Annotated in this window: 2 protein-coding genes; both read left to right on the forward strand. The window is 45.3% G+C overall.

The features are described 5' to 3' along the window. Positions 1–63 precede the first annotated feature (63 nt). Positions 64–186 (forward strand): BrnT family toxin, encoded by a 123-nt coding sequence (locus HW115_RS20250; RefSeq protein ID WP_343219722.1) that lies wholly within the window; start codon positions 64–66, stop codon positions 184–186. Next, positions 176–418, forward strand: a complete 243-nt coding sequence (gene brnA, locus HW115_RS19545) for a type II toxin-antitoxin system BrnA family antitoxin (protein WP_178935358.1) — start codon at positions 176–178, stop codon at positions 416–418. The genes HW115_RS20250 and brnA overlap by 11 nt, the downstream gene beginning before the upstream one ends. Positions 419–959: the final 541 nt, after the last annotated feature.

The following is a 959-nucleotide window of genomic DNA, read 5'->3' on the forward strand; positions in this document are numbered from 1 at the left end:
CTATGGAGAGATCCGCGTCGTGTAATCGTTGAAGCTCGTAGCGAATCTGAACCTCGGTTTGCCATTATCGCGCAATTAAGGGGGAAGGTTTGGACAGGCATATTCACACCGCGAGGCGATTCCGTTCGTATTATATCAGTAAGGAGATCAAGACATGGTGAAGAACAAGGATACTATCAAAGCTGAAGACCTGGATAAGAAATTTGATGCTGGTGAAGATATTTCTCAGTACTTGAACTGGGACAAGGCCGTGCGTCCTGGCCTTGAGCAGCGTAGGGTTAATGTAGATCTGCCTATTTGGATGATTAATTCGCTTGATGTTGAAGCAAAGCGTGTAGGTGTCACTCGGCAGTCCGTAGTCAAAGTTTGGCTCGCGGAAAGATTAAAAGCAGAACAAGTCGCAGCACCCGACCGTTAGTAGCTGACTGGCCAGGTATTTCTGGCTGTTCTACAGCATTGAAAATTTTAATCGTTCATCTGCCATTACATCACGGCCGGTGTGCTTTACGTTATGCGAAAAAATAGGCAGATCATTCAGATGGTTGACTATTCCGAATCGGCTCGAAAGATGAAACCATAAGTTTGTTCACTCAGTGGATTCAACGGTTATTCTCGCAAGGCGGAATGAATGCTTGATCGAGATTCGCTGAAATCTGTATTCCGAGTCATTCGTAAAAGCATCAGGAAAGACGGAGGAAACTAATTGCATAACAAGTCGCTGCACTCGACCACTAGTAGCCGCCGTGCCAGGTTTTGTTTCTGTTCCTCAAAAGGAGGATCTATTAATTCGTTCATCTACCATTTCATCGTGGCGGGTGAGCTTTACGTTGGGCAATAAAATGGCTGGTGAATGAGCGATTTGGCGCTATAATCAGAACATGAGCACGATTGTTGAATTAGAACGTGAAGTTATGCAGCTACCTGAAGATCAGCGGGTTGCGTTACTTAATCGTGTCCTT

Origin of the sequence: Oceaniferula marina (assembly GCF_013391475.1) — a bacterium.
GTDB lineage: Bacteria > Verrucomicrobiota > Verrucomicrobiia > Verrucomicrobiales > Akkermansiaceae > Oceaniferula > Oceaniferula marina.